The sequence below is a fragment of the Pseudomonas sp. CFBP 5748 genome (assembly GCF_053850495.1).
In genome coordinates this window covers 49296-70237 of sequence record NZ_JBSPTN010000016.1, presented here as the reverse complement: position 1 = coordinate 70237, position 20942 = coordinate 49296, and the positions used below count along the sequence as shown (strand labels likewise).

Below are 20942 nucleotides of genomic sequence, written 5' to 3'. Positions count from 1 at the left end.
ACAGCACTTGCCCAATCGGATTTGCCTAGGCAGAATCCGCTCCGTCCTAGGGGAGTAGTCTCCCGCGAGCGCCATGCTCGCCCGGCATACGTCAACATACTTGGTCAGCAGACCATGGCGTATGCGGCCCAAGCGTCCACGCAGATGGTCGCTGGGTTTGACAAGACCTATGACACGCACACCTTACCCGGGGCGGGAAGGCTGTACGTGTCATAGCCGTGTCGACCCGCCCCTCTAGGAATCACCTGATGCTGGACTCTTTCCTCGTACCTACCGCTATCGTTGCGCTGGCCGAAATCGGCGACAAGACGCAATTGCTCGCCCTCATCCTGGCGGCACGCTTTCGCAAACCCTGGCCGATCATCGCCGGCATCATTGCCGCAACGCTCGCCAACCATGCCGCCGCCGGGGCGGTGGGGGCCTGGGTCGGCAGTTTTTTCTCGGATGCGGTCCTGCACTGGATCCTGGCAGCGAGCTTCGCGGCCACGGCACTGTGGACCCTGGTCCCGGACAAGCTGGACGATGAAGAAGCCAACACGGCGCGCAAGTTCGGCCCGTTTGTCACCACGCTGATTGCGTTTTTCCTGGCCGAAATCGGCGACAAGACGCAGATCGCCACGGTGATGCTTGCCGCGCAATACCCGGAGTTGTGGCTGGTGATCATCGGCACCACCGTGGGCATGCTGATTGCCAACGTGCCGGTGGTACTGGCCGGCAATTTCGCCGCCGAAAAACTGCCCCTGACCCTTATCCGCCGCCTGGCCGCCTCGGCATTTTTCGTCCTGGCGATCGTGGCGGTGTACAAGGCGATGCAGAGTAGTGGGTGGGTTTGATCCAGGCTCAGGAGGGCAATTGTGGCGAGGGAGCAAGCTCCCTCGCCACAAAAAACAGCTTTTACTGCATAACGCTGGTTACTTCTTGGCCTGCTGATAAAGCGGCATCACCTTCGGAATCGCCGCCTGCAACGAGGCGATCCGGCTGCTCGACGAAGGGTGGGTGCTCATGAACTCTGGTGGCGCCCCCTCCGAGGCCTTGGCCATCTTGTTCCACAAGGTGATCGCCGCGTTCGGGTCGTAGCCGGCGCGGGCAGCCAGTTCAAGGCCGATCAGGTCGGCTTCGTTCTCGTTGCCGCGGCTGTTAGGCAGGGTCATGCCGTAGTTGGCGACAGTGTCGGCCAACGCCAGGCTGTCCTGGCCCAGGCCGAACAAGGCACCAGCGCCCTGCTTGGCCATCTCGATGCCGTAGGCCTTGGACATCGCTTCACGCCCGTGCTCGCGCAGGGCGTGGGCGATTTCATGGCCCATGATCGCGGCGATTTCAGCGTCGGTCAGTTTCAGTTGGTCGATCAAGCCGGTGTAGAACATGATCTTACCGCCGGGGCCGCAGTTGGCGTTGAGCTCGTCGCTCTTGATCAGGTTCACTTCCCAATTCCATTGCGCCGAATCCGGGCGGAATATCGGGGCCTGGGCAATCAGTCGGTCAGCAATGACCTGGATACGCTTGGCATCGCTACTGGTCTTGTCCAGCACGCCCTTGTCGCTCGCCTCGCCCATGGTCTTCTGATAGGACTGCGCATACATCTGGTTGACCTCAGCAGTCGACAACATGCTGAACATGTATTGCTTGCGCTCCACGCCCACGGCTCCGCCACTGGTGGTGTTGACCGATTGGCAACCGGCGAGCAGCAACCCTGCGCTCAGTGCACTCACCATCAAAATCTTGTTCATTTTAGAAGCTCCCTGGAAACGTGGGCGTATCCTAGGCGGTGATTTGTATCCGCGCCAGATACACAGCAGCAACGAATTACATTTTTTTCATACAAACCCATCCAGTCCATTTACGACACTCACCCAGTCAAAACAGTCACCCGACGAATAGCGCCTCATGCCAGGCCACACAAACGCCGATACATGCACCAGACGTCATCCTGCGTCCGGAGCCTTTATGAAATTCAAATCGATCCAGTTTTCCGTGGCCGCCCTGGCGGGTGCCATCGTGCTCAGCGTGGTCGGCGCCCTGGTGCTGTACGCGTTGTTTGCCGGCGCCCGCACCCAGGACATGGTGCAACAACGGACCAAAGCACAGTTCGAGCAGCTCATCGAACAACGCCTCAGCGCCCTGGCCCGCACCCAGGCGAGCCTGATCCAACGGGAACTGGAAGCACCGCTGCAGCTCGCCCGCGGCCTGGCCACCAGCAACGCCTTGATGGGCATGAACGGCCCGGATGGCAACCCGCAACTGAAGGTGCCTCGCGAGCAAATGATCAGCCTGCTGCGCGAAACCGTGGTGCGCAACCCGAAGGTCCTTGGCGCCTACATCGCCTGGGAACCGAACGCCATCGACCACGACGACGCCAATTACGTGAACAGCCCCGTGGTTGGCATGGAAACCAACGGGCGCTTCCTGCCGTGGTGGTTTCGCAATCAGGATGGCAGCCTGGGCCTGGAAAAACTCGCCGACGTAACCGACCAGAAACTGCTGTCCACCGGCATCCGCGCCAGTGAGTACTACCTGTGCTCCCAGGACAGCAGGAAAGCCTGCGTGATCGACCCGGCGCCCTACCGCGTCGGCGCCACCATGACCATGCTCGCCTCGTTCATCGAGCCGATCATGATCGATGGCAAGTTCCAGGGCATCGCCGGGGCCGACCTGTCGGTGAACTTCATCCAGGACATGCTCGTTGCCGCCGACAGCAAGCTGTACAACGGCGCCGGGGAAATGGCCCTGCTCTCGAGCAACAACCGGCTGGTGGCCTTCACCAAGGACCCGAGCAAACTCGGGGAAAAGGCCAGCGACCTGCTCGACACCAGTGAGCTGGATAACCTGGCCAAGCTCGGTGTTGGCGAAGTGCGTTACGACATCGATGAAGAGCATGGGCATATCGAGGTGTACATGCCGTTCGGCATCGGCGAGACCGATGCCCGCTGGACGCTGATGCTGCAACTGCCGCTGAATGCGGTGATGGCCGATCTGTTGGCGTTGCAGAAAGACCTCAACCAACAACGCGAGACCGACATCTTCGGCATGGCCATGGTCGGCTTGGTGATTGCCGGTATTGGCCTGTTGGTGATCTGGCTGGTGGGCCACGGTATCGCCCGGCCGCTCAAGCAAATGGTGGCGATGCTCGAGGATATCGCCCAAGGCGAAGGCGATCTGACGCGGCGCCTGGTGAGCGACCGCGCCGACGAACTGGGCGCGATTGCCAGGGGCTTCAATACTTTCCTGAGCAAGTTGCAGGGGATGATTACCCAAGTGGTGACCTCGGTGCAGAGTGTCAGCGACTCATCGGAGCACACCGCCGACATCGCGATCCGCACCAACCAGGGGGTGCACAAGCAGATGTCGGAAATCGATCTGGTCGCCACCGCCGTGCACGAAATGACCGCCACCGCCCAGGACGTGGCCCGCAACGCGACCCAGGCCGCCCAAGCCGCCAGTCACGCCGACCAGGCCGCCAGCCAGGGCATGCAGATCGTGCGGGACACCTCCACCTCCATCGGCGCCCTGGCCGTGGAAATCGGCAAGGCCGTGAGCGTGGTACAAACCCTGGCCAAGGACAGCGAGAACATCAACGCAATCCTCACCGCCATTCGCGGGATCGCCGAACAGACCAACCTACTGGCCCTCAACGCGGCCATCGAAGCGGCCCGGGCGGGTGAACAGGGGCGTGGTTTTGCGGTGGTGGCCGATGAAGTGCGCAATCTGGCGCAGAAGACCCAGCAAGCCACGGGAGAAATCCAGTCGATGATCCAACAGTTGCAGCAAGGCACCCGGGATGTGGTGCGGGTGATGGAAGACAGCCAGCACCGCACCGATGAAAGCGTGCAGCACGCGGCGAAAGCGGCCCAGGCCCTGGAAACCATCACTCAGGCGGTGTCGGTGATCAACGACATGAACACCCAGATCGCCAGCGCCGCCGAGGAACAAAGCGCCGTGGCCGACGACATCAACCGTAACGTGATCAACATCGGGCAGGTGGCGAACGAAGTGGCCAGCGGCGCCGACGAATCCAGCGCGGCCAGTGCCGGCTTGACCAAACTGGCAGAGCAGCAGCGCCGGTTGATCAATCAGTTCAGGGTTTGATCCACGGGCCTCATCGCGAGCAGGCTCAATCCCACAGGGGATTGGCGGTGAACACACTTTTGTGAGCTCCCGCAGCCAATGTGGGAGCGGGCTTGCTCGCGATGAGGCCAGCACAGACGCCTCAACACTCAAGCCGGGGTCAGGCACTCCGGGCCATTGAGCTTCGGGTCATTGACCATGTTGGCCAGCACTCGCTCGCGCAGTTGTGCCGGTTCGCTGGCCAGCAGCCCTTGCAAGGCATGCAGTGGTGTCTCGGGATCGAGCCACAGGCGCTGACCCTCTTCGTCCAGGATCAACGGCCGGCGCTGCCCCGCCGCCGGCTGAGTGATAACCGCCGTGCTCAGCCATACTTGCTCCTGCACTGGATACGCCTCCCAGATCGCGGCAAAAAACAACGACGAGCCCTCTCCCGGTGTCAGCCAGTACGGACGCTTGCGCGTGCCGCCACGCCATTCATAGAAGCCGTTGGCCGGCAGCAGGCAGCGACGCTGGCGCAAGGCCTCACGGAACATCGGCTGCTCGGCCACGGTTTCGGCCCGGGCATGGGCCGGGGTGCGGGACAGGTCAGTCAGCCACGGCGGCGTCAGCCCCCAGCGCGCCCGGGCCAACTCACGCTGGCCCTCGGCACCGGCGCGCAGCATCAGCACCGAATCGTTGGGCGAAATATTCCATTGGGCCTTCTGATCGACTGGAAAGCCGGGCAAGGCCGCGAAGGCGGGGTTCCAGCGAAACAGGGCATAACGTCCACACATGGGGCAACACAACTCTTGATCAAACGGCCGCCAGCCTAACAGACCAGCGTGCCGGGGTAGCTCTCCGGTTCATCGCCGGGCAGCGGCAATGCCACATTGTACGCGGCGATCAACTCCCGGGCGTATTGCGCCTGATCGTCCTCCACCGCCAGCCCCAACAGCCCGTGCATCGGCAACTCCCCGGCGGCGCCCATCAAATCACGCCCCACCAGATGCGCCGTGATGCCTTCGCTGGCGAGCATGCCCTGGAGCAACTCGCCTTCCATCAGACTTTCCAGCTCATAGATTCGTCGCATGGACGCCCCCATCACTCGTTTTCGCTAAAAACCTCGAGATGCCACTCCTCACCATGGACCTGCAGTACGAAGGTTATCGGCCGGCAACAAACCTGACAGTCCTCGATATAGGTCTGGTCGCCACCGGACAGGTCCACCGAAGTCTCCACTTCCTCACCACAATACGGACATTCATACAGAGCGGTTTCCAGCATCGCGGTCTCCCAGGTGACTTGTGCGTATAATCGCCGGTCTATTTGCAGGGCTATTTTTGCCTGGCTTATCTTCCAGGCCGTGCCCCGTCGTTTTTTGATCGAACCTTTACTTACCCTAGCCGTTTCCAACAAGAGAGCATGATGGGCGAATTCGATGCCATCCGACCTTACGACGACAGCGAAGTCCCAGCGGTGCTGGCACGGCTGCTCGGCGACAAGGCGTTTCTAGATATCCTCACCCACTTCCGCTTCCCGCGCCTGGCCGGCGCCTTCGGCTGGATGCTCAAACCCCTTATAGCGCAAAGATTGCGTCGCGAGTTCGCCGGTGTGACGTCAGTCGCCACTTTGCAGGACAAGGTGGAGTTCTACGTCGATCACACCATCGAGCGCGCCACCGATGGCGTGACGTATACCGGGGTGGAGCAATTCAAGTCCGGCAGTGCGTACCTGTTCATCGCCAACCACCGCGACATCGTGATGGACCCGGCCTTCGTCAACTATGCCGTGTACCACGCCGGCTTGCCGACGCCGCGCATCGCCATTGGCGACAACCTGCTGCAAAAGCCCTTTGTCAGCGACCTGATGCGCCTGAACAAGAGCTTCATCGTGCACCGCTCCATCACCGGGCGGCGGGAAAAAATGGCGGCGTACCAGTTGTTGTCGGCGTACATCAACCATTCGATCCGCAACGATTGCGCCTCGATCTGGATCGCCCAGGCCGAAGGTCGGGCCAAGGATGGCGACGACCGGACTGAATCGGCAATCCTCAAGATGTTCCACATGAGCCGCAAGGACGAGCCGTTTGGCGAGGTGATCCAGTCGCTGAACCTCACGCCGGTGTCCATCAGCTACGAATACGACCCGTGCGACCAGGCCAAGGCCCGCGAGTTGTACATCCGCGCCACCACCGGCACCTACACCAAGGCGCCGGGCGAGGACGATGTGAGCATCGCCACGGGCATCACCGGCTACAAGGGCCGCGTGCATGTGAATTTCGCCGCGCCGATCACCGAGCTGTTCGAGGACACCAAGCAATTGGCCCAGGAGATGGACCGGCAGATTCTCGGCGGCTATCGCCTGTTCCCGGTGCACTACCTGGCCTACGCCCAATGGGCCGATGCCGACCCACAGTTGCAGGTGCCCAAGGCAGCCGAGGTGTTTGATGCCGAGGAATTGGCCAAGGCCCAGGAAGAATGGCAACGCCGGCTGGACGCTTGCCCACAGGAACACCGGCCGTTCCTGGTGCTGCAATATGCAACGCCGGTGCGCAATCAGTATCGGGTCAAGGCGGGGTTGGCGCTGTAAAACCACGCTTGCGAGAACCTGATGCGGCTTTTTGTGGCGAGGGAGCTTGCTCCCTCGCCACAAAAGCGCCTTTACCCCAGCGACCTATCAGAACTGCGTACTGATCCACGAAACCAGCAACGCCAGCGCCAGACAGCCAAAACCGAACCGGTAGAAAAACCGGTTCATGCGCTGGGTGGCCAGGTCCAGCAGCGCTTCGAATCGTTCATTGCCATCACGATTGCGTGCTTCAAGGCAGGCCCGCGCCCGCAGTTCACGGCGGCGCGTGGCGTGCAACACCCAGCCGCCCGGGCAGGCAAACAGCAACGCGAGCAGGTTGATCAGTTTGGCGGGGTGGGCGGCGAACAACGAAAGCACATGCAACGACATCACAAACCTCAAGCGAAAATCGGACAGGACACGCCCGGGACCTACGAACAGGGCGCGGATTCTACCGAAAGCCCACCGCTCTGCACCGTTTTTTCCGACCAGTAACGATCCCACCGCAGCGCTGGGTTCTTTTGTGGCGAGGGGACTGTGCAACACCCTAATTCTTCATGTCACGGTTTCGTCATCTGAGCAGGCCACTCTGTCGCCCTTCAAACCTGCACGGACCCCATCATGCTTCACGCCGAAAACCAGGATCGTCTCTACCTCATCAGCCCGAGCGAAGAACAACAGAACCTCGTCGGCAGCCTGTCCTTCAACGTACAAGATCGACACTGGCTGGTGTATTGCGCCCTCGGCGGCCATCAACACGCCGACCTGCCCGAGACCGACCTGCTGACCGGGATCAGTGTGCTGGAGTTTTATTCCCAGGCAGCGTGAAGATCTCGCCCATAAAAAACCCTGTGGGAGCGAGCTTGCTCGCCCCCACAGGGTTTATGGGACGTAATACTTACTCAGCCAGCACCTGACCAATGGTCGGGTCCTTGAACAGCCGGGTCAGGGCATCGCTCAATACGTCGCTGACCAGCTTGGTGTTGGTTTCCTGGTTGGGCGCCATGCCGAAACGCTGGTCCAGGGAGGCGCCGTAACGGCCGCTGTAGCGGCGGTTGGCGTTCTGCACGTCGGAGCGGAAGGTCGCGCCGATGGTCGCTTCGGTCACGTACATGCCTTCCTTGGGCGACTGGTACTTGAGCTCAGCCAGGGTGACGGTCAATTGCGGCGCATTCATGGCATTGGCGGTGGGGGTGAAACCCAGCAAACGCACCGCTGCTTCAGCCTGGGCCTGCAGCTTGGGCAGGATCTGCGCGCCCTGCACGGTGATCACGCTGGTTTCCGGGTACAGCCCGCCACGGGTGCCGAGCGTCGGCGACGGACGACCATCCACGACCCGCACCACCACCGGCTGGCCGCGACCCACAGGCGCCAGTTGGGCATTGAGCGTGGGCTGCGGGTTAAGTTGTTGCGGGCTGTGGGCGCAGCCGACGAGGGTCAGACTGGTCACAGCGATCAAACCGAACAACAGGCGTTGCAACATGCTCTTCTCTCCAGAATCGGGCACAAACAGGCCGGCAGTATAGCGGTGCGCCATCGCGGTGAACTAGCGCCTTACGATGAATACTGAAATGTCTGACACGGGCCGGCATTACCGGTTCCTGTCACCCCATTGTCACGATCCTTACACCGGCATGTCATGGCCAGCTGTCAGGCTTGCCCCAAGCTCACCGACCCGGTATCCGATCATGCGCTACCTTATTTCCCTGTTCACCCCGCGCCCACATCACCGCAGCTTCGCCCTGCTCGATCGCAACGGCCGTTGCCAGGCCTTCAAGCAGTGCAGCCTGCAGCCCATGGGCGAAGGTTGGGTGGAAATCGAAGAGATCCGCCTCAACTGGCTGCACCAGCCATTGCCCGCCAGCGCCCGCGTGCAAGCGGTTGCGGCTCGCGCACGCAACCGGCAGTTGTTGACCATCTGACCGGACGCCTAATAAAAGTCATTAAACACGACCATTTCCCTGCGTTTCTTCGATACAATCTCCCCCCGATTATAAGGACGTCTCCTGATCGGGCCTCGCAACACCGCCGATGCGCTGGTATTGGCACCCCGCAACGCCCACAGAGAGCCGCCCACACAGATCGAGTGAAGCTGGCGCGCCTGCTGTTCCCGGGCAAAACACCACTTTTCGCGAATCTGCAGAGCTGTCATTACGCTCGGTCACTGAGCTGTCTGCCCGTTTTGCCTGTCATGTACTACATGGGGGCAACCAAACCGGGCGCGGTGCCAGGCTGGGACAGCCCTTTTTTGAGGTTCACGTCTTCAAAAGAGCGTGAAAAAACGGGTTTTCACAACTTCACGAGAGTGTGGCGAGCAAATGAATAGTTTTGCGTCTGAACAAGCACCATTAGCGTCTGAAACAGCCCAACGACACAGGACCGGATATCGCTCAAGAACTGGCGCCTGAAGCCTGTCCGCTACGGATTTGGTTGCACGAACGGATGTCTCGGCCATAAGTCGAATTGCCTGCCCGGCGCTTAAATGAGTTCATGTGACTCTTGAGGCCAGGCTGCATGCATCCGCAGTAGGTGCGAAAAATTGCGAAGATTCGGACATGGCGATCCTGGCCATGGATACCTGGGGCGCAACTGACCTGCCCCGCCAATCCTGGCCGCTATGCCGACAATTTGGTGCTGCAGATTTTGGAGACGCGTTAAATGGCGCATAACGAAGCAGTCGATGTAGTTCTGGTAGGGGCCGGCATCATGAGTGCCACCCTGGCCGTACTGCTCAAGGAGCTCGACCCCGCGATCTCGCTGGAAGTCGTCGAGCTGATGGATTCCGGGGCCGCGGAGAGTTCCAACCCATGGAACAACGCCGGTACCGGCCACGCCGGGCTGTGTGAGCTCAATTACACGCCCCAGGCAGCCGATGGCAGTGTCGACATCAAGAAAGCCGTGCACATCAACACCCAGTTCGAGGTGTCGAAGCAGTTCTGGACGTACCTGACTAAAAAAGGCACGTTCGGCTCATCCAAATCGTTCATCGCCCCGGTGCCGCACCTGAGTTTCGTGCAGGGTGAGAAAGGCGTGTCGTTCCTGAAGAGGCGCTTCGAACTGATGCGCCAGCACCACGCCTTCGCCGACATGGAATACACCGAAGACAAGGCCAAGATGGCCGAATGGATGCCGCTGATGATGCCAGGCCGGCCGGCTGACGAAGTCATTGCCGCCACCCGCATCATGAAGGGGACCGACGTCAACTTCGGGGCCCTGACCAATCAGTTGCTCAAGCACCTGACCAGCGCCCCGGACACTCAGGTCAAGTACTGCAAGCGCGTCACCGGCCTCAAGCGCAACGGCAGTGGCTGGACCGTGAGCATCAAGGACGTCAACTCCGGCAGCAGCCGCGAAGTCGATGCCAAGTTCGTGTTTCTCGGCGCCGGTGGTGCTGCGTTGCCGCTGCTCCAGGCCTCGGGCATCGAAGAGAGCAAAGGTTTCGGCGGCTTCCCGGTCAGCGGCCAATGGCTGCGTTGCGACAACCCGGAAGTGGTCAAGCACCACCAGGCCAAGGTCTACAGCCAGGCCGCAGTGGGCTCGCCACCGATGTCGGTGCCGCACCTGGACACGCGCGTGGTCGATGGCAAGAAATCCCTGCTGTTCGGACCCTACGCCGGTTTCACCACCAAGTTCCTCAAGCACGGTTCGATCATGGACCTGCCGCTGTCGGTACGCGCCGGCAACATCGGCCCGATGCTGGCCGTGGCCCGGGACAACATGGACCTGACCAAGTACCTGATCAGCGAAGTGATGCAGTCCATGGAGCAACGTTTGGAGTCCCTGCGCCGCTTCTACCCCGAAGCGAAAGCCGAGGACTGGCGCCTGGAAGTGGCCGGCCAACGGGTGCAGATCATCAAGAAAGACCCGAAGAAAGGCGGCGTCCTGCAGTTCGGCACCGAGCTGGTGGCGGCCAAGGACGGCACCCTCGCCGCCCTGCTCGGCGCCTCGCCAGGCGCTTCGGTGACCGTTTCGATCATGCTGGAACTGATTGAGCGCTGCTTCCCGGACAAGGCCAAGGGTGAGTGGGCGGCCAAGCTCGCACACATCTTCCCGGCCCGGGAAAAAGTGCTGGAAACCGACGCGGCGCTGTATCACAAGATCAGCACGCAGAACAACATCGCGCTGGAACTGGTTGAAGACAACAAGGCTCAAAGCTACGCCTGATACTGCGCACTTATAAAAAAGCCTCCCGTGCAAACGGGAGGCTTTTTAATTTCTGCTTTATTACTTCATGCTGAACTTGATGCGTGTTCCGCCATGACGAACATAATCGTCGTCATCTTCAACTTCCAACAACTCTGCGACACAGGAACCTGCCGGCTTCGCTTCAGCCCAGCGACGATAGGGCATTGTCTGCCCATCACTCACCGGCGCTTTAGCGATATGCCCGAAACTGAAATGACAGGCGCGGTTTCCTTGAGTATAAGTAAACGACTCCCGCTCGGCACGCGATTGGGGCAGATAATAGGTTAACTCCTGACTCTCGCCGGGACCCACAAAAAAGCCGTGGCCTGCATTTTCCGGGGCCTGGGACCAGGTGAAATCGCGGCCCGGAACAATGACCGCTGACGTTGCGTTGAATATTTCCACATTGACGATTTCATCGAACGCATTGGAAATCGAACTTGCCAAACAGCCAACCAAAGCCAATAACGCTCCGGCGATATAGGTATTTTTATCTTCCATGATGAACACAGCTCCATTTAAACGATTGAATTGAAACCACTTGGCTTCAACGCAAAAGTAATGGAAACCCGGACAAAACAAAACAGCCCGAATGGTGACATAACCTTTCGGACTTTCTTGAACAAGTAATGGGGATACTTAATAAGAACATTCAAGCGCCCCGAAGGGCGTTGACATGGCCTCTAACGCGCTCAGCCACGCGCCTTATTGATCAACGCAATATATTCCTCGGCATTGCGCTGGTCCTGGATCAGCGCAACAAAATCGTTGCCATGCTCATCCTTGCCATTGAGGTCGTAGCCGGCCTCGATGAAAAACGTCAGGAACCGCTCGAAATCGTCGACCCGCAGGCCGCGGTAGCCCTTGATCAGCTTGTGCAGCGACGGCGAAGTGGCATCGATCGGCTCGAAATTGAGGAACAGCTTGATCTGTTCATCGCCAATTTCGTCACCAATCACTTGTTTCTTGTCTTTACGCATTGCCGGCTCCAGCTCGCACAGTTCACGGGGCGAGCAGTTTACCCCCGCCAGGCCCTGGGGCTCAACGCGGGCGTTCGGCACCGGTGTGCAGGTCGGCCCAGATATGGCCATTGGCGTAGCTGAGGAACTGCACGTATACGGTGTCGTGGCGCAGCAGATCGATGACCACCCGGTACTGAGCCTGTGGATAAGACAGGGTCAGTGTCTTGCTCGCCTCGTCGAAAACCGGCTTCTTCAGGCTTTTGCTTTCGCCGTCGAAATTAAGGATCACCTGGTTGAGGGTGGCGCCCTTGTTCAGGGGCTTGCCCTTGAGGCGCACCAGCAATGGCGAGGTTACCGGGATTGGTTGCTGGTTGGACTGACGCTGATTGCCCAGCACCACCGAATATTCGGTGACCTGCAGCAATTGCTGCTGTTCGGGCTGCTCCTGACGCAGCACCAAGTCGTCGGGCGGCAGGAACTGGCTGTGCATCGGCGCGGCAACAGCCGCCAGGGGCAGGCTGGACATCAGCAGCAGAGCGGCGCAGCGGCGGGTCAGTACACTCATGACAGGCTCCAGGGTCTTGGCCCGGCACTCTAGCATGAGCCCAGGTGGTAAAAATAACGATCCAGATCAATACATCCGCGCAACGAGCACGGCATACTCAAGGAGCCATCAGCCCCGGCCTTCCGGTGTCTGCCCTTGTGGCGAGGGAGCTTGCTCCCGCTGGGTTGCGGTAGGAACTGCCGAAGGCTGCGATCTTCTGATCTTTCGTTTGAGATTCAAGTGGCGGGGGAAAGATCGCAGCCTGGTTGCACTCGACAGTTCCTACGGTCCTGCGGGAGCAAGCGTCCTTGCCACGGGTTCTGTGTTTGGCAAAGCTCAGGATGTATCCCTTTCTTTCGTGCGTGGAGTGCCCATGTCCTTCTCCGCCCCACCGTTATTCGCCGCTTGGCGCCAAACCTGGCGTGCCGGCTACACCCTTGAGCGCCTGCGCGGCGATCTTGTGGCCGGCCTGACCGTTGGCATTATCGCCATTCCACTGGCCATGGCCCTGGCCATTGCCGTCGGTGTCCCGCCGCAACACGGCTTGTACACGGTATTAGTGGCCGCCCCCTTGATCGCCCTTACCGGTGGCTCGCGCTTCAATGTCAGCGGGCCGACGGCGGCGTTCGTGGTGATCTTGCTGCCCATCACCCAACAATACGGCCTCGGCGGCCTGTTGTTGTGCACCATGCTCGCAGGCCTGATCCTGATCGCCTTGGGATTGATGCGCGCCGGACGGCTGATCCAATACATCCCCTATCCGGTGATCCTTGGTTTTACCGCCGGGATCGGCGTGGTCATCGCCACCTTGCAACTCAAGGATCTGCTGGGGCTGACCACCGTCGGGCAAGCCAAGCACTACATCGAGCAATTGGGCGAATTGATCGTGGCGCTGCCCAGTGCCCGACTCGGCGATGGCATCATCGGCGTCGCGTGCCTGGCGGTGCTGATTGCCTGGCCACGCTGGGTGCCGCGGGTTCCCGGGCATCTGGTGGCCTTGCTGGTCGGGGCGCTACTGGGACTGGCGCTGGAACGCAGCGGATGGCCGGTCGCGACATTGGGCGAGCGCTTCAGCTACGTGGTCGATGGCATCAGCTACCCCGGCATCCCGCCGTTTTTGCCAAGTTTTGACTGGCCATGGAACCTGCCTGACGGCCAGGGCCACCCCCTGGCGCTTTCCTATGACCTGATCCGCCAATTGCTGGGCCCGGCCTTCGCCATTGCCATGCTCGGCGCCATCGAGTCGCTGTTGTGCGCCGTGGTGGCGGACGGCATGACCGGCAGCAAGCACGATCCCAACGCCGAGCTGATCGGCCAAGGCCTGGGCAACGTCGTGGCGCCGCTGTTCGGCGGCATCACCGCCACGGCCGCCATTGCCCGCAGCGCGACCAATGTGCGCAGTGGCGCCTCGTCACCTCTGGCCGCAATCATTCATAGCCTCGTGGTGCTGCTGGCGATGGTGCTGCTGGCGCCATTGTTCAGCTACTTGCCAATGGCGGCCCTGGCGGCGCTACTGGTGATAGTGGCCTGGAACATGAGCGAAGCCGGACACGTGCTGCACACCCTGCGCATCGCCCCGCGCAGCGACGTGCTGGTGCTGCTGACCTGCCTGAGCCTGACTGTCTTGTTCGATATGGTCATGGCCGTCGCCGTCGGCCTGCTGCTGGCCGCCGGGCTGTTCATCAAACGCATGAGCGAGTTGACGGACAGCGCCGAACTGCCGCGCCACTTCCATCAAGCCTTGCTGGACATGCCCGAGCATGTGCGCTGCTACGGGATTCGTGGGCCGCTGTTCTTCGGGGCGGCAGAAAAAGCCCTTGATGTGTTGCGCAAGTTCGATCCGGGGGTGCGGGTGGTGGTGGTGGAAATGAGCGCTGTACCGATGCTGGACATGACCGCGCTGGCTGCTTTTGAAAATATCCTGAAGGATTACCGCAAACAGGGCATCGGCCTGATTCTGGTAGCGACCGCACCACGGGTGCGCCTGAAGTTGCGCCGCGCCGGTATTCATCGCGAGCAGCGCCAATTGGCGTATGTGCAAACCCTGGAGCAGGCGCGGATCAAAAGCGAGCAGTGGCTGGCCGCTAGCAGCGCTCACTCAAAACTGGCCTGATTGATTTGTGGCCACGGCGCTTTTTGTGGCGAGGAGCTTGCTCCCTCGCCACAAAAGCCCAACTGCCGCAGCGGTCAATCGAACTGCGCGCGCATCCAGGCTTGATATTGCGCCGCACCCGCCTCGCCTTCACGGGGCGCCCAGTGGGCCAGTTCACCCTCGCCCACGGGCCGGTAAGGGCCGGCCTTGCATTCGAACATCAGGCTGTCGGCCTCCAGCACCACCAGGCCGTGATACACACCGGCCGGCAGGTCGACACCGAGGCAATCGCCGCCGGCCTGCAGGACGCGCTTGTCCAGCACCGCACCGGCCTCATCAAAAATCAACACCCCGAGCCGGCCCTTGAGCACCAGCAAGGTTTCAGCCTTGTCGGCGCTCAGATGGCGATGCGGCGGGATGTAGGTCGAGGGTTGCAAGCCAACCGCCATGCGATGGCAAGGCTCGTCCATCTGATGAAAATTGTGGTGCTGGCGCCCGCGAGGACTGGCCGCGGCTTTCTCGGCCAATTCAGCGAACAGCACTTGATCCAGAAAGCCCGGCCGAGTCATCGATTACATTCCCTTGACGGCAAAAATACCATTGGCGTTGCGCCAGTAGCCCTTGTAATCCATACCGTAGCCGAAGATGTAGCGGTCAATGCACGGCAGGCCAACGAAGTCGGCTTTCAAGTCAGGACGGGCCTTGCGGTCGTGGTCCTTGTCGATCAGTACGGCAGTGTGCACGGCGCGAGCGCCGGCGTGTTTGCAGAAATCGATGATCGCGCCCAGGGTGTGACCTTCGTCGAGGATGTCGTCGATGATCAGCACGTCGCGGTCGATGAACGAGACTTCCGGCTTGGCTTTCCAGAACAGATCACCGCCGCTGGTTTCATTGCGATAACGGGTGGCGTGCAGGTAGGACGCTTCCAGCGGGAAGTTCAGATAGGTCAGCAGCTTGCCGGAGAAAATCAACCCGCCGTTCATGACGCAGAACACCACTGGGTTGGTCTCGGCCAGTTGGTCGTTGATTTGTGCACCGACACGGGCGATAGCCGCTTCGACTTCGGCTTCGGTGTACAGGCAGTCAGCCTCTCGCATGATTTGACGGATATGCTCGAGATCAGCAGACATGGCGCTCTCCAGGAGAGGTTAAGGGGAGGGAGGGGTTCGGAAAAGCCGGCAAAGGTACGCATCCCGCCCGGCCAGATCAAGCGTTTGTGGACTAACGTTCTGTATTGTCTATAGGACAACACCCTCGGATAGATTAATCTAGGCCGGTTTTTTTGCCCGCCGCCGGAGCCTTCCCCATGCCCATCCTCGAGATCCGCCATCCGCTGATCAGACACAAACTCGGCCTGATGCGCCGCGCCGACATTAGCACGAAGAACTTCCGCGAACTCGCCCAGGAAGTCGGTGCCCTGCTCACTTACGAAGCCACCAAGGACCTGCCGCTGGAGTCCTATGAAATCGACGGCTGGGCCGGTACGGTCCAGGTAGAGAAAATCGCCGGCAAGAAGATCACCGTGGTGCCGATCCTGCGCGCCGGCATCGGCATGCTCGAAGGCGTGCTGAGCCTGATCCCGGGCGCCAAGGTCAGCGCCGTGGGCGTGGCTCGCAACGAGCAGACCCTGCAGGCTCACACCTATCTGGAGAAACTGGTACCGGAAATCGACGAGCGCCTGGCCATGATCATCGACCCGATGCTCGCCACCGGCAGCTCCATGGTCGCCACCATCGACCTGTTGAAAAAAGCCGGCTGCCGGGACATCCGCGCCATGGTGCTGGTCGCCGCCCCCGAAGGCATCAAGGCCGTGCATGACGCTCACCCTGATGTGACCATCTACACCGCCTCCATCGACCAGAAACTCAACGAGCACGGCTACATCATCCCGGGCCTGGGCGACGCCGGCGACAAGATCTTCGGCACCAAGCAGAAGGACGCTTGAGCATGCAGGACGAGTTCAACGATCCGCTCTGGCGCCAGGTACTGTCCGGTGCCCAGATGCTGTTCGTCGCCTTCGGCGCACTGGTCCTGATGCCGCTGATCACGGGGCTGGACCCAAACGTGGCGCTGTTCACCGCAGGCTTGGGAACGATCCTGTTCCAGATCGTCACCCGCCGGCAGGTACCGGTATTCCTGGCATCCAGCTTTGCCTTCATCACCCCGATCATCCTCGCCAAGGACCAGTTCGGCCTGGCGGCGACCATGGGCGGCGTGATGGCGGCCGGTTTCGTCTATACGTTCCTGGGCCTGGCAGTGAAGGTCAAGGGCACCGGGTTCATCGACCGACTGCTGCCGCCGGTGGTCATCGGTCCGGTGATCATTTCCATTGGCCTGGCGATGGCGCCGATTGCCGCGAACATGGCGATGGGCAAGGCCGGCAACGGCACCGAGCTGATTCATTATCAAACCGCGATGATGATTTCGATGCCGGCCCTGCTCACCACCCTGATCGTCGCGGTGTTCGGCAAAGGCATTTTCCGCCTGGTGCCGATTATTTCCGGTGTGCTGGTGGGCTTTGCCATGGCGTTTTATTTTGGTGTGGTGGACACCGCAAAGATCGCCGCCGCACCGTGGTTCGCCCTGCCGAACTTCACCGCGCCGGAGTTCAACTGGCAGGCGATCCTGTTCATCGTGCCGGTGGCCCTGGCGCCGGCCATCGAGCACATCGGCGGGGTGATTGCCGTGGGCAGCGTGACCGGTCGTGACTACCTGAAAAACCCCGGCCTGCATCGCACCCTGTTCGGTGACGGCGTTGCCACCACCGCCGCCGGCCTGTTCGGCGGCCCGCCCAACACCACCTACGCCGAGGTCACTGGCGCGGTGATGCTGACCAAGAACTACAACCCGAAAATCATGACCTGGGCGGCGATCTTCGCCATCAGCCTGGCGTTCATCGGCAAGTTCGGCGCGCTGTTGCAGAGCATCCCGGTGCCGGTGATGGGCGGGATTCTGTGCCTGTTGTTCGGTTCGATCGCGGCGGTGGGCATGAATACGCTGATCCGCCACAAGATCGACCTGGGGGAGGCGCGCAATCTGGTAATCGTCTCGGTGACGCTGGTGTTTGGTATTGGCGGCATGTTGGTGGGTACCGGCAGCGGCCCGGACGACTTCGGCCTCAAAGGCATCGCGTTGTGCGCGGTGGTGGCGATCGCCCTGAACCTGCTGCTGCCGGGCAATGACGGTTGGAAGCAGAAGAAGGCCGATGAGCCGCTTCTGTAAATCAGCCTGAACCTAATGTGGCGAGGGTGCTTGCTCCCGCTGGGTTGCGCAGCAACCCCAAACTTTGCGAGCGCTTCGCACTCGAGCGGGAGCAAGCTCCCTCGCCACAGGTTTTTCCTTATAGCGCTATAGGCGCCCGTTCACATAGCGTACTCAACGCCTTGACCCACTGCGGCTGGTCATTGAGACACGGCACCAGCACCAACTCCTCCCCCCCAGCCTCGCGGAACTGCTCACGCCCGCGATCACCGATTTCCTCCAGAGTCTCGATGCAATCGGCCACGAACGCCGGGCACATCACCAGCACTTTCTTCACGCCGCCCTTGGCCAACTCAGCCAGGCGCACCTCGGTGTACGGCTCGATCCACTTGGCGCGGCCCAGCCGCGACTGAAACGACACCGACCACTGGCCGTCCTTCAACCCCATTTTCTGGGCGAACAGCTCGGCGGTACGAATGCACTGCGCGCGGTAACACGTCGCCATGACCTCCGGCGGTGCGTTCTTGCAGCAATCGGCATCCTTGAAACAATGAAAGCCGGTCGGGTCGAGCTTGGTCAGATGCCGCTCCGGCAAGCCGTGGAAACTCAGCAGCAGATGATCGTAATCTTGCATCAGATACGGTTTGGCGCTGGCGACCAAGGCATCGAGGTACTCCGGCTGATCGTAGAACGGCTGGAGAATCGAGAGCTGCACATTGAGCTTCCTGGCCCGCACCACCCGCTTGGCTTCCTCGATCACCGTGGTCACGGTGCTGTCAGCGAACTGCGGATACAGCGGCGCCAACGTGATGTTCTTGTGACCCTGGCTCGCCAGGCGTACCAACGTCGACTCAATCGACGGCTCGCCATAACGCATCGCCAGCTCCACCGGCCCCTGGGTCCATTGAGCCGTCATGGCCTGCTGCAGCCGACGGCTGAGCACCACCAGCGGCGAACCCTCGTCCCACCAGATCGAGGCATAGGCGTGGGCCGACTGCTCGGGACGCTTGATCAGGATCAGCGACACCAGCAAGCGCCGCACCGGCCATGGCAGGTCAATGACGTACGGGTCCATCAGAAATTGATTGAGGTAGCGGCGCACATCGGCCACCGAGGTGGAAGCAGGCGAACCCAGATTCACCAGAAGCAACGCGTGATCGGTCATGCAACGTCCTATTTCAAAGGCGGCCCGACAAGTCGTCCAGGGCCGCAGGCAAATCAGTAAACCGAAAAGTGAAACCCGCCGCCTGCAATCGCGCTGGCGTGGCCCGCTGACCACCCAGCAACAGCAATGACAACTCTCCCAGGGCAACTTTCAGCACCAATTCCGGCATCGGCACCACGGCAGGTCGATGCAATACCTTCCCCAGGGCCTTGGCAAAATCGCGGTTGCGCACCGGGTTCGGCGCGCAGGCATTATAAGGACCGCTGGCATCAAAGCGGTGCAGGAGAAAATCAATCAGGGCGATTTGATCGTCAATGTGAACCCACGGCATCCACTGCCGACCACTGCCGATACGCCCGCCCAGCCCCAGTTTGAACGGCAGCAACAGCCGCGACAAAAGGCCGCCCTCGGCAGACAGGACCAGGCCAGTACGAATCAGTACCACACGCACGCCCATGGCCTCGGCCCGCTGCGCGGTTTCTTCCCAGGCGATGCATAACTGGCTGGCGAAATCCTCGCTGACCGGTCCCGATTCCTCGGTCAACTCACGCTCACCGCCATCGCCGTACCACCCCACTGCGGAACCTGAAATCATCACCTGCGGTTTTTGCTCGCAACGCTCCATCCACGCCAGCAAATTTTCAGTCAGGGTGATGCGGCTGCTCCATAGCAACAGCTTGCGTTTGTGGCTCCAAGGGCGGTCGCCAATCGGCGCACCCGCGAGGTTGACCACCGCATCCACCGACTCGCCAAGCTCATCGAGCTGGGCAATTGCGCGCACCTGCGCACCGCAGATTTTTGCCACCTCTTCAGGTCGACGACTCCATACCGTCAAGCGATGTCCCTGCTCCAACCAGAGGCGGCAGAGCTGACGTCCGATCAAACCAGTACCGCCGGTCAGCAATATGTGCATGAGATGTTCCTCGCATCGCGTTTTAATCGGCCCACTAGTCTATTTTTATAAGCAGGGATTTTTCGTATCGGGCAGAGTCTGTGTTTAACAATAGGACAACCTGTCCAAATGCGAACGGTGAAACTTATACCAAAAACCCGAATTGTACAGGTTTAAACGACGGCGTAGTCTGTACAGAAAGGTAAACGAGGCCCTCATGACTGTACCTATCGCAATCATCGGCACCGGCATCGCCGGACTCTCAGCCGCCCAGGCCCTGACGGAGGCCGGGCATGTCGTTCAACTCTTCGATAAAAGCCATGGCAGCGGCGGACGTATGTCGAGCAAACGCAGCGATGCCGGCGCGCTCGACATGGGCGCGCAATACTTCACCGCCCGCGATCGCCGTTTTGTCATGGAAGTCCAGCGCTGGCAAGCCAATGGCTGGGCCGCGGAATGGAACCCGCAACTCTATAACTTCCAGGGCGGACAACTGAGCCCTTCGCCAGACGAGCAGACCCGCTGGGTCGGCACCCCGCGCATGAGCGCCATCACCCGCGCCCTGCTCGGCAAGTTGCAAGTGCAGTTCTCTTGCCGAATCACCGAGGTGTACCGGGGCCAGGAACACTGGCACCTGCAAGACGCAGAAGGCTTCACCCATGGCCCCTTCGGCCAGGTGGTGATCGCCACGCCCGCGCCCCAGGCCACCGCATTGCTGGCGGCCGTACCGAAGCTCGCCGGCGTGGCAGCCGGGGTAAAAATGGACCCGACCTGGGCGGTGGCCCTGGCCTTCGAAACACCGCTGGATACGCCCATGGAGGGCTGCTTCGTACAGGACAGCCCACTCGATTGGCTGGCCCGCAACCGCAGCAAACCGGGGCGCGACAGTCAGCTCGACACCTGGGTATTGCACGCCACCAGCGAGTGGAGTCGGCAGCACATCGACCTGTCCAAGGAAGCCGTGATCGAACAGCTTCACGGTGCCTTCGCCGAACTGCTGCACAGCGCCATGCCTGCCCCGAGCTTCAGCGTCGCTCATCGCTGGCTCTATGCCCGCCCTGCTGGCAACCATGAATGGGGCGCCCTGGCCGATGCTGATCTGGGCCTGTATGTCTGTGGCGACTGGTGCCTGTCCGGGCGCGTCGAAGGTGCGTGGCTCAGTGGCCAGGAAGCCGCACGTCGCCTGCACGCCAGCCTGCAGTAGATCGACCACCTAACCTCACCCGCTGCTGTCGAAAGAGACAGCAGCCCATCTGTGAAAAGAACCCTCCAAAGCACTTCCTTGCACAAAA

At 60.9% G+C, this 20942-nt stretch carries 23 protein-coding genes, 1 pseudogene and 1 riboswitch; of the genes and pseudogenes, 11 read left to right on the top strand and 13 right to left on the bottom strand.

Annotation, left to right across the window (positions count from 1 at the left end):
- Window positions 1-36 precede the first annotated feature (36 nt).
- Window positions 37-159, top strand: a riboswitch (yybP-ykoY riboswitch).
- Window positions 160-248: 89 nt separating this feature from the next.
- Window positions 249-833, top strand: coding sequence for a TMEM165/GDT1 family protein (locus tag ACWNZ1_RS26280; RefSeq protein WP_135847113.1), 585 nt, complete (start codon window positions 249-251; stop codon window positions 831-833).
- 78 nt (window positions 834-911) lie between these two features.
- Here ACWNZ1_RS26280 and ACWNZ1_RS26275 read toward each other — a convergent pair whose 3' ends face one another.
- Complete coding sequence (locus ACWNZ1_RS26275) at window positions 912-1727, bottom strand: M48 family metallopeptidase (RefSeq protein ID WP_135847114.1); 816 nt, start codon at window positions 1725-1727, stop codon at window positions 912-914.
- Between the two features lie 157 nt (window positions 1728-1884).
- Here ACWNZ1_RS26275 and ACWNZ1_RS26270 point away from each other — a divergent pair.
- Window positions 1885-3225 (top strand): annotated as a pseudogene (locus ACWNZ1_RS26270) (HAMP domain-containing protein); the annotation flags it as partial.
- Between the two features lie 15 nt (window positions 3226-3240).
- Window positions 3241-4083 carry a methyl-accepting chemotaxis protein gene (locus ACWNZ1_RS26265; RefSeq protein WP_456027974.1) on the top strand — a complete coding sequence of 281 codons (843 nt, stop codon included), beginning with the start codon at window positions 3241-3243 and terminating at the stop codon, window positions 4081-4083.
- Between the two features lie 128 nt (window positions 4084-4211).
- Here ACWNZ1_RS26265 and ACWNZ1_RS26260 read toward each other — a convergent pair whose 3' ends face one another.
- From ACWNZ1_RS26260 to ACWNZ1_RS26250, 3 genes are read right to left on the bottom strand one after another with little or no spacing between them, the layout of a single operon-like run.
- Window positions 4212-4835, bottom strand: coding sequence for an SOS response-associated peptidase (locus ACWNZ1_RS26260; protein WP_265072375.1), 624 nt, complete (start codon window positions 4833-4835; stop codon window positions 4212-4214).
- A gap of 35 nt (window positions 4836-4870) precedes the next feature.
- Window positions 4871-5131 (bottom strand): DUF2007 domain-containing protein, encoded by a 261-nt coding sequence (locus ACWNZ1_RS26255; RefSeq protein WP_265072376.1) that lies wholly within the window; start codon window positions 5129-5131, stop codon window positions 4871-4873.
- 11 nt (window positions 5132-5142) lie between these two features.
- Complete coding sequence (locus tag ACWNZ1_RS26250; RefSeq protein ID WP_109754890.1) at window positions 5143-5325, bottom strand: CPXCG motif-containing cysteine-rich protein; 183 nt, start codon at window positions 5323-5325, stop codon at window positions 5143-5145.
- Between the two features lie 138 nt (window positions 5326-5463).
- Between ACWNZ1_RS26250 and ACWNZ1_RS26245 the strand changes: the two genes are divergently transcribed.
- Window positions 5464-6630 carry a 1-acyl-sn-glycerol-3-phosphate acyltransferase gene (locus ACWNZ1_RS26245; protein ID WP_135847118.1) on the top strand — a complete coding sequence of 389 codons (1167 nt, stop codon included), beginning with the start codon at window positions 5464-5466 and terminating at the stop codon, window positions 6628-6630.
- A gap of 87 nt (window positions 6631-6717) precedes the next feature.
- Here the strand turns inward: ACWNZ1_RS26245 and ACWNZ1_RS26240 are convergent, their stop codons facing one another.
- On the bottom strand, window positions 6718-6999 hold the full coding sequence (locus ACWNZ1_RS26240) for a hypothetical protein (protein ID WP_135847119.1): 282 nt from the start codon (window positions 6997-6999) through the stop codon (window positions 6718-6720).
- A 231-nt stretch (window positions 7000-7230) separates the two neighbouring features.
- Between ACWNZ1_RS26240 and ACWNZ1_RS26235 the strand changes: the two genes are divergently transcribed.
- Window positions 7231-7437 (top strand): hypothetical protein, encoded by a 207-nt coding sequence (locus ACWNZ1_RS26235; protein WP_135847120.1) that lies wholly within the window; start codon window positions 7231-7233, stop codon window positions 7435-7437.
- Window positions 7438-7507: 70 nt separating this feature from the next.
- Here the strand turns inward: ACWNZ1_RS26235 and ACWNZ1_RS26230 are convergent, their stop codons facing one another.
- Window positions 7508-8092: a YajG family lipoprotein gene (locus ACWNZ1_RS26230; protein WP_135847121.1), complete on the bottom strand. Its 585-nt coding sequence runs from the start codon at window positions 8090-8092 to the stop codon at window positions 7508-7510.
- Between the two features lie 205 nt (window positions 8093-8297).
- On the opposite strand from ACWNZ1_RS26230, the gene ACWNZ1_RS26225 reads away from it, so the two are divergent.
- Both ACWNZ1_RS26225 and mqo read left to right on the top strand, forming a co-directional pair.
- A complete protein-coding gene (locus tag ACWNZ1_RS26225; protein WP_256453723.1) occupies window positions 8298-8531 on the top strand; it encodes a hypothetical protein in 234 nt (77 codons plus the stop codon).
- A 736-nt stretch (window positions 8532-9267) separates the two neighbouring features.
- A complete protein-coding gene (mqo, locus tag ACWNZ1_RS26220; RefSeq protein WP_256453724.1) occupies window positions 9268-10773 on the top strand; it encodes a malate dehydrogenase (quinone) in 1506 nt (501 codons plus the stop codon).
- Between the two features lie 60 nt (window positions 10774-10833).
- Here mqo and ACWNZ1_RS26215 read toward each other — a convergent pair whose 3' ends face one another.
- From ACWNZ1_RS26215 to ACWNZ1_RS26205, 3 genes are all read right to left on the bottom strand, one after another.
- Entirely contained in the window at window positions 10834-11295 is a 462-nt protein-coding gene (locus tag ACWNZ1_RS26215) for a hypothetical protein (RefSeq protein WP_135847124.1), read from the bottom strand.
- 191 nt (window positions 11296-11486) lie between these two features.
- Complete coding sequence (locus ACWNZ1_RS26210) at window positions 11487-11774, bottom strand: PA4642 family protein (protein ID WP_256453725.1); 288 nt, start codon at window positions 11772-11774, stop codon at window positions 11487-11489.
- Window positions 11775-11835: 61 nt separating this feature from the next.
- On the bottom strand, window positions 11836-12321 hold the full coding sequence (locus tag ACWNZ1_RS26205; protein ID WP_135847126.1) for a hypothetical protein: 486 nt from the start codon (window positions 12319-12321) through the stop codon (window positions 11836-11838).
- Between the two features lie 352 nt (window positions 12322-12673).
- Here ACWNZ1_RS26205 and dauA point away from each other — a divergent pair, with 352 nt between their 5' ends.
- Window positions 12674-14413, top strand: coding sequence for a C4-dicarboxylic acid transporter DauA (gene dauA, locus ACWNZ1_RS26200; RefSeq protein WP_135847127.1), 1740 nt, complete (start codon window positions 12674-12676; stop codon window positions 14411-14413).
- 74 nt (window positions 14414-14487) lie between these two features.
- Here the strand turns inward: dauA and ACWNZ1_RS26195 are convergent, their stop codons facing one another.
- Both ACWNZ1_RS26195 and ACWNZ1_RS26190 read right to left on the bottom strand, forming a co-directional pair.
- Window positions 14488-14961, bottom strand: coding sequence for a WbuC family cupin fold metalloprotein (locus tag ACWNZ1_RS26195; RefSeq protein WP_135847128.1), 474 nt, complete (start codon window positions 14959-14961; stop codon window positions 14488-14490).
- A 3-nt stretch (window positions 14962-14964) separates the two neighbouring features.
- Complete coding sequence (locus ACWNZ1_RS26190) at window positions 14965-15522, bottom strand: hypoxanthine-guanine phosphoribosyltransferase (protein ID WP_135847129.1); 558 nt, start codon at window positions 15520-15522, stop codon at window positions 14965-14967.
- A gap of 176 nt (window positions 15523-15698) precedes the next feature.
- On the opposite strand from ACWNZ1_RS26190, the gene upp reads away from it, so the two are divergent.
- Together upp and ACWNZ1_RS26180 are read left to right on the top strand one after the other, a co-directional pair.
- Window positions 15699-16337 (top strand): uracil phosphoribosyltransferase, encoded by a 639-nt coding sequence (upp, locus tag ACWNZ1_RS26185; protein WP_018606486.1) that lies wholly within the window; start codon window positions 15699-15701, stop codon window positions 16335-16337.
- A 2-nt stretch (window positions 16338-16339) separates the two neighbouring features.
- Window positions 16340-17614 carry a uracil-xanthine permease family protein gene (locus ACWNZ1_RS26180; protein WP_135847130.1) on the top strand — a complete coding sequence of 425 codons (1275 nt, stop codon included), beginning with the start codon at window positions 16340-16342 and terminating at the stop codon, window positions 17612-17614.
- A gap of 118 nt (window positions 17615-17732) precedes the next feature.
- Here the strand turns inward: ACWNZ1_RS26180 and hemH are convergent, their stop codons facing one another.
- Window positions 17733-18758: a ferrochelatase gene (gene hemH, locus ACWNZ1_RS26175; protein ID WP_256453727.1), complete on the bottom strand. Its 1026-nt coding sequence runs from the start codon at window positions 18756-18758 to the stop codon at window positions 17733-17735.
- 13 nt (window positions 18759-18771) lie between these two features.
- Window positions 18772-19671 (bottom strand): TIGR01777 family oxidoreductase, encoded by a 900-nt coding sequence (locus ACWNZ1_RS26170; protein ID WP_135847132.1) that lies wholly within the window; start codon window positions 19669-19671, stop codon window positions 18772-18774.
- A gap of 196 nt (window positions 19672-19867) precedes the next feature.
- Between ACWNZ1_RS26170 and ACWNZ1_RS26165 the strand changes: the two genes are divergently transcribed.
- Window positions 19868-20854, top strand: coding sequence for an NAD(P)/FAD-dependent oxidoreductase (locus ACWNZ1_RS26165; RefSeq protein ID WP_135847133.1), 987 nt, complete (start codon window positions 19868-19870; stop codon window positions 20852-20854).
- The last annotated feature ends 88 nt before the right edge of the window (window positions 20855-20942 follow it).

Coding starts and splice junctions, on each gene's coding strand:
- ACWNZ1_RS26230 (WP_135847121.1), bottom strand. CDS start 8,092: ATGTTGCAACGCCTGTTGTTCGGTTTGATCGCTGTGACCAGTCTGACC.
- upp (WP_018606486.1), top strand. CDS start 15,699: ATGCCCATCCTCGAGATCCGCCATCCGCTGATCAGACACAAACTCGGC.
- ACWNZ1_RS26195 (WP_135847128.1), bottom strand. CDS start 14,961: ATGACTCGGCCGGGCTTTCTGGATCAAGTGCTGTTCGCTGAATTGGCC.
- ACWNZ1_RS26255 (WP_265072376.1), bottom strand. CDS start 5,131: ATGCGACGAATCTATGAGCTGGAAAGTCTGATGGAAGGCGAGTTGCTC.
- ACWNZ1_RS26250 (WP_109754890.1), bottom strand. CDS start 5,325: ATGCTGGAAACCGCTCTGTATGAATGTCCGTATTGTGGTGAGGAAGTG.
- mqo (WP_256453724.1), top strand. CDS start 9,268: ATGGCGCATAACGAAGCAGTCGATGTAGTTCTGGTAGGGGCCGGCATC.
- ACWNZ1_RS26235 (WP_135847120.1), top strand. CDS start 7,231: ATGCTTCACGCCGAAAACCAGGATCGTCTCTACCTCATCAGCCCGAGC.
- dauA (WP_135847127.1), top strand. CDS start 12,674: ATGTCCTTCTCCGCCCCACCGTTATTCGCCGCTTGGCGCCAAACCTGG.
- ACWNZ1_RS26260 (WP_265072375.1), bottom strand. CDS start 4,835: ATGTGTGGACGTTATGCCCTGTTTCGCTGGAACCCCGCCTTCGCGGCC.
- ACWNZ1_RS26275 (WP_135847114.1), bottom strand. CDS start 1,727: ATGAACAAGATTTTGATGGTGAGTGCACTGAGCGCAGGGTTGCTGCTC.
- ACWNZ1_RS26190 (WP_135847129.1), bottom strand. CDS start 15,522: ATGTCTGCTGATCTCGAGCATATCCGTCAAATCATGCGAGAGGCTGAC.
- ACWNZ1_RS26210 (WP_256453725.1), bottom strand. CDS start 11,774: ATGCGTAAAGACAAGAAACAAGTGATTGGTGACGAAATTGGCGATGAA.
- ACWNZ1_RS26225 (WP_256453723.1), top strand. CDS start 8,298: ATGCGCTACCTTATTTCCCTGTTCACCCCGCGCCCACATCACCGCAGC.
- ACWNZ1_RS26170 (WP_135847132.1), bottom strand. CDS start 19,671: ATGCACATATTGCTGACCGGCGGTACTGGTTTGATCGGACGTCAGCTC.
- ACWNZ1_RS26165 (WP_135847133.1), top strand. CDS start 19,868: ATGACTGTACCTATCGCAATCATCGGCACCGGCATCGCCGGACTCTCA.
- ACWNZ1_RS26240 (WP_135847119.1), bottom strand. CDS start 6,999: ATGTCGTTGCATGTGCTTTCGTTGTTCGCCGCCCACCCCGCCAAACTG.
- ACWNZ1_RS26215 (WP_135847124.1), bottom strand. CDS start 11,295: ATGGAAGATAAAAATACCTATATCGCCGGAGCGTTATTGGCTTTGGTT.
- ACWNZ1_RS26245 (WP_135847118.1), top strand. CDS start 5,464: ATGATGGGCGAATTCGATGCCATCCGACCTTACGACGACAGCGAAGTC.
- ACWNZ1_RS26180 (WP_135847130.1), top strand. CDS start 16,340: ATGCAGGACGAGTTCAACGATCCGCTCTGGCGCCAGGTACTGTCCGGT.
- ACWNZ1_RS26280 (WP_135847113.1), top strand. CDS start 249: ATGCTGGACTCTTTCCTCGTACCTACCGCTATCGTTGCGCTGGCCGAA.
- hemH (WP_256453727.1), bottom strand. CDS start 18,758: ATGACCGATCACGCGTTGCTTCTGGTGAATCTGGGTTCGCCTGCTTCC.
- ACWNZ1_RS26205 (WP_135847126.1), bottom strand. CDS start 12,321: ATGAGTGTACTGACCCGCCGCTGCGCCGCTCTGCTGCTGATGTCCAGC.
- ACWNZ1_RS26265 (WP_456027974.1), top strand. CDS start 3,241: ATGATTACCCAAGTGGTGACCTCGGTGCAGAGTGTCAGCGACTCATCG.